We start from the raw sequence: 7,998 nt of genomic DNA, 5'->3' as shown, positions 1-7,998 counted from the left end.
ACTTCGGGGTCGCGGTGTCGTTCACGTTCCGCACGCACGAGGCGGGCGACGCCACCCCGTTCACGCTCCGCTGGCCCTGGGCGCGGGCGGCGCAGGTGGTGCGCGGCTGGCAGCGGTGGGCACCGTCCGCGCCCGACGAGGTCTGGACGAGCCTCCAGCTCAACAGCCGGCCGGCGGACGGCACCCCGAGCGTCGAGGTGACCGGGCTCGCGCTCGCGGACGCGGAGCGGCACATGGACGGGCTGACCGCCGCGACGGGCGCCGAGCCGATCACCTCCAGCGGCCGGAGCCGTCCCTACATGGACGCGATGCTGTTCATGGCGGGATGCGCGGGACGCACCGTCGAGCAATGCCACGGCCAGGGGTCCCTGCCCGGGCAGCGCCCCGGCGGGAGCTTCCCGAGGACGGACTACGCCGGGAAGTCGCACCTGGCGTACCGTCCGCTGCCCGACCCCGCGATCGACGCCCTCCTGGCGCGCCTCGTCCAGGGCAACGACGTCGCCGACCGCTCCGTACTGATGGACGCGATGGGCGGCGCGATCGGCCGGGTCGGCCCCGGCGACACCGCGTTCCCGCACCGCCGGGCGCTGTTCTGCGTCCAGTACCTCGCCCCCGACGCCGCCTGGCTGCGCTCCGCGCACGAGGCGATGGAGCCGTACCTGGGCGGCAACGCCTACGTGAACTACATCGACCGCGAGCTGACCGGCTGGGCGCGCGCCTACTACGGCCCGAACCTCGAACGGCTCGCCAAGGTCAAGGCCGCCCACGATCCCGGACGGCTCTTCACCTTCCCGCAGGCGATCGCCTAGCCCTTGGTGGGCTCCTCGAACAGGCTGCGCGCCCTGGCCTCGGCCTCGTTCAGCGCCTTGACGTGCTCGGGGGCCAGTTCCTCGACGCAGCGGGTCATCTCCTCGGTGACCTGGCTGAACGCGCTCTCCTCCGCGCCGCGCAGTGCGGCCCGGACGCTGGCCGAGCGGGCACCCAGCGCGGCCCACTCCAGCTCCAGCCGCGCGACGGCCTCGTCGAACGCCCGCGCCGTCTCGGCCCCCGCGTCCTTGAGCTCGCCGGGGATCGGGCCGCGGCCGGCCTTCCTGGCGTGGCTCGACAGGGTGGAGATGCGGCTGGCGAGCGACAGGCCCTCGCGGGCCAGCGGCAGCACCTCGTGGATCAGGTCCGTCACCGCCTTGGCCAGCTCCTCGACGCGGGTCAGCAGCGTCTGCGTGGCCTGCTCCAGCGCCGTCGAGGTGCGGGCGGCGACCCGTTCGGCCACGTCCTGCTGCTGCTTGGACAGCGCCGGGACGATGTCGCTCTCCAGCCGCCGCCGCAGCTCGCCCTCGCGGGCGGCGCGGTCACCCGGCCCCGCGCGCTCGGCCCAGTCGGCCCAGACCCGCTCGATGCGCTCGTCGCCGGAGGCGGCGATCTCCGCCGTGATCTCCTCCATGGCCTCGCCCGCGCGGGCCTTCAGCCGCTCGACGCGGCCGTAGAGCGCCTCGCGCTTGAACGGGTCGTTGAGCTCGTTGAGCTGGGCCTGCAACCGACGGGAGACGTCGATGGCGTGCTCGGCGAGGGGAACGAGCCGGTCGGCGAGCTCGTCGAGCGTCTGCGCCCGGCGTGGGTCGGTCAGCTCGGCCACCCACCCGGGAAGGTCGTGCGCCATGGGCCCCATGCTGCCACCTGCCGGGCCCCGCGCCGGTCACTACGCCCCGGCGCGCCCCCGCCGAACTGGCCGAAAAGCCGTAACGGCCCGGGTAAGTGTGTCGGTGCGCCGGGTGATCGCGGTAGCGTGGCACGCCGTGGCGGGCTATTCCGATGACCTGCGTCTCGCGCACGTGCTGGCGGACGGGGCCGACGACATCACGACCAGGCGCTTCCGCGCGCTCGATCTCAAGATCGAGAACAAGCCGGACCTGACGCCGGTCAGCGACGCCGACCGCAGCGTCGAGGAGCAGATCCGCGGCACGCTGAAGCGGGCCCGCCCGCGCGACGCGGTGGTCGGCGAGGAGTACGGCAAGACCGGCTACGGGAACCGCTGCTGGATCATCGACCCGATCGACGCCACCAAGAACTTCGTCCGGGGCGTCCCCGTCTGGGCGACGCTCATCGCACTGATGGAGAACGACGAGATCGTGGTCGGCGTCGCGTCGGCCCCCGCGCTGAATCGCCGCTGGTGGGCGGCCCGAGGGGGCGGCGCCTGGACGGGCCGCAGCCTGACCCGCGCCGCCCGGATGACCGTGTCGTCGGTGGGGGAGCTGTCCGATGCGTCCCTGTCGTTCTCCAGCCTGAGCGGCTGGGAGGAGCAGGGCCGCCTCGACCGCTTCCTCGACCTGACCCGCGAGGTGTGGCGGACGCGGGCGTTCGGCGACTTCTGGTCGCACATGATGGTGGCCGAGGGCGCGGTCGACATCTCCGCCGAGCCGGAGGTCTCCCTGTGGGACCTGGCGGCCCTCCAGGTGATCGTGGAGGAGGCCGGCGGCATGTTCACCGACCTTTCGGGCGTCCCCAGCCCGGACGGCGGCAGCGTCGTGTGCACCAACGGCAAGCTGCACGCCGACGTGCTGCGCACGCTGGGCGGCGGCCAGCTCTCGCTGCGCATCTGAGCCGATCCCCCGCCGAGATCCGGACGGCCCGATTCTGGCCACGGACCCGACTCGCGACATATCGTGGAACAGCGGTCGCGGGACGGCCGTTGTCATTGATGGGCGGTCCCTATCGGAGGTAACAGATGTCGACCCAGACCAAACTCGTCATCGGCGGAGTCGTCGTCGGCTTCCTGACCATGTTCATCATCCCCTGGTGGGTGTCCGCGCTGATCATCCTGGGCGTCCTCGGGGCACCGGTCGTCGGCTACATGATGCTCGACCCGTCCCAGCGCAAGCGCGTCCGCGCCCAGGGCCGCAAACGCCTCGGAAGCTGACCCCGACCGGCCCCTCGCCCAGCGCCGCGTCCGGCCCCGTAGGGTGCCCGGTGTGGCGGAGACTCGGGTGGGTGTGGTCGGGGCGGGGATCTTGGGGCTGGCCATCGCGCGGCGGCTGATGGAGACGCGGCCGGACGTGACGGTGACGGTCCTGGAGAAGGAGGATCGTGTCGCGGCCCACCAGACGGGCCACAACAGCGGCGTCGCCCACGCGGGCCTGTACTACGCTCCGGGCTCGCTGAAGGCGACGCTGTGCCGCCGGGGCGTCGGGCTCCTCAAGGACTACTGCGCCGACCGCGGCCTCCCCTACGAGGAGTGCGGCAAGGTCGTCGTCGCCCGCAATGCCCGCGAGCTGGGCCCGCTGGAGGAGATCGAGCGCCGCGCGACGGCGAACGGGGTGCCGGGGCTGCGGCGGCTGACGGGCGCGGAGCTGCGCGAGATCGAGCCGCACGCGGCCGGGGTGGCGGCGCTGCACTCCCCCACGACCGCGATCGTCGACTTCCCCGCCGTGGCGCGGGAGTTCGCCGCCGACCTGGTGAAGGCGGGAGGCGAGGTCAGGCTGGGCTTCGAGGTCGTCCGCCTCGGCCGGGCGGGCGAGCGGGTCACGGTCGCCTCGCCGTCCGAGGAGCTGGTGTTCGACCGGCTGGTGGTGTGCGCCGGGCTCCACTCCGACCGGGTGGCGCGGCTGGCGGGCGACTCCCCCGCCCCGGCGATCGTCCCGTTCCGGGGCGAGTACTACCGGCTCGTCCCCGCGCGGACCGGCCTCGTCCGCGGCCTGATCTACCCCGTCCCCGACCCCCGCTACCCGTTCCTCGGCGTGCACTTCACGCGGCGCGTGGACGGCGGCGTGGACGTGGGCCCGAACGCCGTCCTGGCCCTGTCCAGGGAGGGCTACCGGTGGCGCGACGTCCGTCCCGCCGACGTGTGGGAGACCCTCCGGTGGCCGGGGTTCCGCCGCATGGCCCGCCGGCACTGGCGCACGGGCGCCAAGGAGCTGTACGGCTCGGCCGTCCGCCGCGCGTTCGTCGCCGAGGCGCGGGCGTTCGTCCCCGCCCTGCGGCTGGACGACGTCGTCCCGGCCCCCGCCGGGGTCCGCGCCCAGGCGGTGGACCCCGACGGCTCCCTCGTGGACGACTTCCGCATCGGGCGCCTCGGCCCGATCACCACGGTCCGCAACGCCCCGTCCCCCGCCGCGACGTCGTCCCTGGCGATAGCCGAGCACATCACCGCCCACCTCTGAACACGTCCAGGTCAGGTCCGGGGCGTCCCGGGACGAAGCATCCGGGTGAGGTAGTCGCGGGCGAAGGCGCGGATGGCGGCCTCGTCCTCCAGCGCGAGGCCGCCGCCCGGCACCAGCAGCAGCGACACGGCGAGGCGCAGCAGGACCTCGGCGACCGTGCCGTGGTCCTCCGCGTCGCCGGGACGGGCGCGGCGCAGGCGGTCGGCGAGGATGTCGCGGGCGGCGAGCATGATCGCGCCGCCGTTCATGCTGAGCTGCGGCAGGAACGCCTCGGGCTCGCTCTCCAGCACGCGCGTCATCAGGGGGTGGGTGCGGGCGCTGCGCAGGCCGACGACGAACCCCTCGACGACGGCGTCCTCGGGCGTCGGGAGGTCCTCGGTGGCCTCGGCGATCGCGGTGAGGAAGCGGCGCACCTCCCGCAGGATCACCGCCTGGAGCAGCTGCTCCTTGTTGGTGAACCGCCGGTAGATCGTGGTGCGCGCGACCCCGGCCCGCTTCGCGACGTCCTCGACGCTGACGCGGCGCAGCCCGTAGGTCTCGAACTCGGCGAGCGCGGCGTCCAGGATCCGGGTGTCCAGGCCGTCGGCGCCCTCGTCGCCCATCGAGAGCCGGGCCAGGAGCCCGTCCGGCCGGGTCGCGTCCATGGTCATAGCGGCACCTTAGCCGGGGCGGGCGGCGGTCCGGGTCCAGGCGTGCGACACAGCTACAATATTCGTTGTTCTGTTGCTTCGGTTGATCTCCCGGCGGTGCACATGACGGACCAGGCCGACCCCGCTCCCCTCGGACCGGGCACGCTGACCTGGCGGTACTTCGGCGACACCCGGATGCTGCTCGTCGGCCCGCGCGCGGCCGTCCTGCAGAACATGCTCCCGGCGCTGGGCCAGGGCGTCCTCGACCACTCGGTGTTCTTCGCCGAGACGTTCGCGCGGCTGAAGCGGTCGGCCGGGCCGATCCTGAACACCGTGTACGGCGGGCCGCGCTCCGCCGCGACCGGCCGCCAGGTCCGCGACTTCCACCGCGAGATCAAGGGGACGATGCCGGACGGCACCCGCTACCACGCGCTCGACCCCGAGACCTACTACTGGGCGCACGCGACCTTCCTCGACACCCTGCTGTACGGCATCGAGACGTTCATCAGGCCCCTCGGCGAGGCGGAGAAGCGCCGTGTCTACGAGGAGTCCAAGGTCTGGTTCCGGATGTACGGGGTGAGCGACCGGGCGATGCCGGAGGACTGGGAGGCGTTCCAGGCGTACTGGAAGCGGATGCTGGACGAGGAGATCGTCGCCCATGGGACCGCCCGCTACGGCGTCGGCTACGTCACCAAGGGCCTGCCCGCCCCGCCGAAGATCCCCGCGCCGGTGTGGCGCGCGGTGTCCCCGCCGCTGGACGCGGTGGCCCGGTTCGTCACGGTCGGCGGCCTGCACCCCCGCATGCGCGAGCTGCTCGGCCTGCCATGGAGCGACGCCGACGAGCGCCGGTACCGGCGGTTCGCCGCCGCCGTCCGGAGGGCGGGCCGCCTCTGGCCGCTGCTGCCGGAGGCCGTCCGCTATCTTCCGCAGGCGCGCCGCGCCTTCCGGCGGGCCCGCGCGTCCCAGAAGGCGCGCCGTCCCGCGCGCGCCCGGCGGTGACGGACGGCCCCCGGGACGCTCAGGATCCCGTGCGGATGCGTGCGTCGTAGCCCTTCCTCGCCTCCGGGTCGTAGTCCAGGAAGATCGTGTCGAGCCCGTAGCGGCGGGAGACCGCCTGCTTGAGCCGGTCGGGGAGCAGGGTGCCCAGCTTGACCTGCGCGCCCAGCCGCTTGGGCACGACGGCCTGCGGGCGGGGCCGGCCGATCAGCTCGACGACCGCGGCGGCGATGTCCTCGGGCTCGCAGTTGCGCTGCCCCTTCGGGCTGCGCGTCCCCGCCACCAGCTCGGTGTTGGTGAACGTCGGCAGGACGGCGCTGACGTGCACCCCCCGGTCCCGGACCTCCAGCCGGACCGCCTCGGTGAACGCCACGACGGCGGCCTTGCTGGCGTTGTAGAGGGCGAGGCCCGGCGTGGGCAGGACACCGGCGAGGGACGCGATGTTGATGACGTGGCCCGTCCCGCGCGGCAGCATCCGGTCGAGGGCGAGCTTGGTGCCGAGCATCACGCCGTGGACGTTGATGTCCAGGCAGCGGCGCGCGTCGTCGTCGCTCTCGTCGCAGACCGGCCCGATCGGCATGATCCCGGCGTTGTTGATCAGGACGTCGAGCCGTCCCGCCGACTCCTCGGCCCGGTCGAGGAACGCCGTGAACGACGCGCGGGACGTCACGTCCACGGTGAGGGCGGCGACGCCCAGGCTCTCGCCCGCCTCCTCGGCGGCGCTCTCGTCGATGTCGCCGATGACGACGGCGGCTCCCCGCGCCTTCAGGGCGCGGGCGGTGGCGAGGCCGATCCCCCGCGCCGCCCCGGTGATGGCGATGGCCTTGCTCATCCGCGCTGCTCCAGACGGTCGAGTCGGACGGGCAGCCCGTCCTTCGGTGAGGGCAGGGACGTGGTGTCCAGAGGCCATTCGTACCGCGCCGGGACGCTCCACCGGTACCTCTGCAGCATCTGGTGCAGGATCGTCTTCACCTGCATGCCCGCGAAGTACAGGCCGATGCACTTGTGCGCGCCGCCGCCGAACGGCGACCACGCGTACTTGTGGATCTTGTCCTCGCGCCGCTCCCCGCCGAACCGCTCGGGGTCGAACCGCTCGGGGTCCGGCCACCACTCGGCCATGTGGTGGTTGGTCAGCGTCGGGACGACCACGGTCGTCCCCTCGGGGATGTGGAAGCCGAGGATCGAGGTGTCCTTGACGACCTTGCGCGGCAGCGCCGGGACCGGCGCCACCATCCGCAGCGACTCCTTCATCACCATGTCGATGCCGGTGAGCGCGTCCAGGTCGGCGTAGTCCAGCCCCGGCCCGCCGCGCCGCGCGGCCGGCGCGAGGGACTCCTCGCGGAGCCGCTCCTGCCACTCGGGGTACTTGGCCAGGTAGTAGGCCATCGTCGTCAGCGTGATGGTGGTGGTGTCGTGCGCCGCCATCAGCGCGAAGATCATGTGGTTGACGACGTCCTCGTCGGTGAACCGGTGGCCGTCGTCGGTCTCGGCCTCGCAGAGCGCGGCGAACAGGTCGTCCCCGCCGTCGCGGCGCTTGGCGGGCAGGTGCCGGTGGAAGAACTCCTCCAGCACCTTGCGGGCCTGGAGGCCCCGGTGCCAGCGCAGCCCGGGGACGGGGAAGCGGACGTAGGCCGTCCCGGCCCGGACGGCGTCGATGAACGCGCCGTTGACGCGGTCGCGCTCGGCCTGGTCCAGCTCGACGCCCATGAACACGTCCGTCGCCAGGTCCAGCGTGAGCTGCTTGAGGTGGTCGTAGACCTTGAAGCCGTAGCCCGGCTCCCACGCGTCCACGCCCGTGACGATGCCGGGCGCCATCGCGTCCATGTAGGAGCGCAGCCGGGGCCGGGTGAACGCCTGCTGCATGATGCGCCGGTGGTGCAGGTGCTCCTCGAAGTCCAGGAGCATGATCCCCCGGTAGAAGAACGGGCCGATGAAGTAGCTCCAGGCCGGGCCGTTCGCGAACGCCTTGTCCCGGTTGACCAGCACGACCTCGGCGGCCTCCGGCCCCTGCACCGTGACCGTCCGCTGGCCGAGCAGCCACCCCCAGGCGACCGGGCCGAACTCCTCGTACCGCTTGCGGGCGTAGTCGAACGGGTGCCGCATCACCGCCAGGGTGTTGCCGATGTAGGGGATGCCGGGCACGCCGGGGACCGGCTTGAGGCCGCTGCCCTCCGGCGGCGGCGCGAGGACGCTCGTCATGGACCCTCCGGACGCCCGGC

Annotated in this window: 9 protein-coding genes; 5 read left to right on the top strand and 4 right to left on the bottom strand. The window is 73.2% G+C overall.

All coding sequences use genetic code 11. The annotated features are described in order from the left end of the window. Positions 1-809, top strand: an 809-nt coding sequence (locus E1298_RS19215; protein ID WP_207944729.1) for an FAD-binding oxidoreductase, incomplete at its 5' end; no start/stop codon positions are given. Here E1298_RS19215 and E1298_RS19210 read toward each other — a convergent pair. Continuing rightward, positions 806-1,657 carry a hypothetical protein gene (locus tag E1298_RS19210; RefSeq protein ID WP_131895129.1) on the bottom strand — a complete coding sequence of 284 codons (852 nt, stop codon included), beginning with the start codon at positions 1,655-1,657 and terminating at the stop codon, positions 806-808. The two genes, E1298_RS19215 and E1298_RS19210, sit on opposite strands and share 4 nt — an antisense overlap. Positions 1,658-1,793: 136 nt before the next feature. Between E1298_RS19210 and hisN the strand changes: the two genes are divergently transcribed. The 3 genes from hisN (at position 1,794) to lhgO (ending at position 4,154) form a co-directional block, all read left to right on the top strand. Continuing rightward, complete coding sequence (gene hisN, locus E1298_RS19205; protein WP_131895137.1) at positions 1,794-2,597, top strand: histidinol-phosphatase; 804 nt, start codon at positions 1,794-1,796, stop codon at positions 2,595-2,597. Between the two features lie 125 nt (positions 2,598-2,722). Then, positions 2,723-2,914, top strand: coding sequence for a hypothetical protein (locus E1298_RS19200; protein ID WP_131895127.1), 192 nt, complete (start codon positions 2,723-2,725; stop codon positions 2,912-2,914). A 52-nt stretch (positions 2,915-2,966) separates the two neighbouring features. Next, positions 2,967-4,154 (top strand): L-2-hydroxyglutarate oxidase, encoded by a 1,188-nt coding sequence (gene lhgO, locus E1298_RS19195; protein WP_131895125.1) that lies wholly within the window; start codon positions 2,967-2,969, stop codon positions 4,152-4,154. A gap of 11 nt (positions 4,155-4,165) precedes the next feature. On the opposite strand, the gene E1298_RS19190 is transcribed toward lhgO, so the two are convergent. Further along, positions 4,166-4,804, bottom strand: coding sequence for a TetR/AcrR family transcriptional regulator (locus E1298_RS19190; RefSeq protein WP_243725663.1), 639 nt, complete (start codon positions 4,802-4,804; stop codon positions 4,166-4,168). Between the two features lie 102 nt (positions 4,805-4,906). Between E1298_RS19190 and E1298_RS19185 the strand changes: the two genes are divergently transcribed. After that, the gene (locus E1298_RS19185) at positions 4,907-5,782 is read left to right on the top strand and encodes an oxygenase MpaB family protein (RefSeq protein WP_131895123.1); all 876 of its coding nucleotides are present in this window, start codon (positions 4,907-4,909) and stop codon (positions 5,780-5,782) included. Positions 5,783-5,801: 19 nt separating this feature from the next. Here E1298_RS19185 and E1298_RS19180 read toward each other — a convergent pair whose 3' ends face one another. Then, positions 5,802-6,611 (bottom strand): SDR family oxidoreductase, encoded by an 810-nt coding sequence (locus E1298_RS19180; protein WP_131895121.1) that lies wholly within the window; start codon positions 6,609-6,611, stop codon positions 5,802-5,804. After that, positions 6,608-7,978, bottom strand: a complete 1,371-nt coding sequence (locus E1298_RS19175) for a cytochrome P450 (protein WP_131895119.1) — start codon at positions 7,976-7,978, stop codon at positions 6,608-6,610. Before E1298_RS19175 ends, E1298_RS19180 begins: the two co-directional genes overlap by 4 nt. Positions 7,979-7,998 lie beyond the last annotated feature (20 nt).

Origin of the sequence: Actinomadura rubrisoli (genome assembly GCF_004349215.1) — a bacterium.
In the GTDB taxonomy this organism is placed as follows: domain Bacteria; phylum Actinomycetota; class Actinomycetes; order Streptosporangiales; family Streptosporangiaceae; genus Spirillospora; species Spirillospora rubrisoli.
Note: the sequence above shows the minus strand (reverse complement) of the source record. Positions and strands in the feature narration are given on the sequence as shown.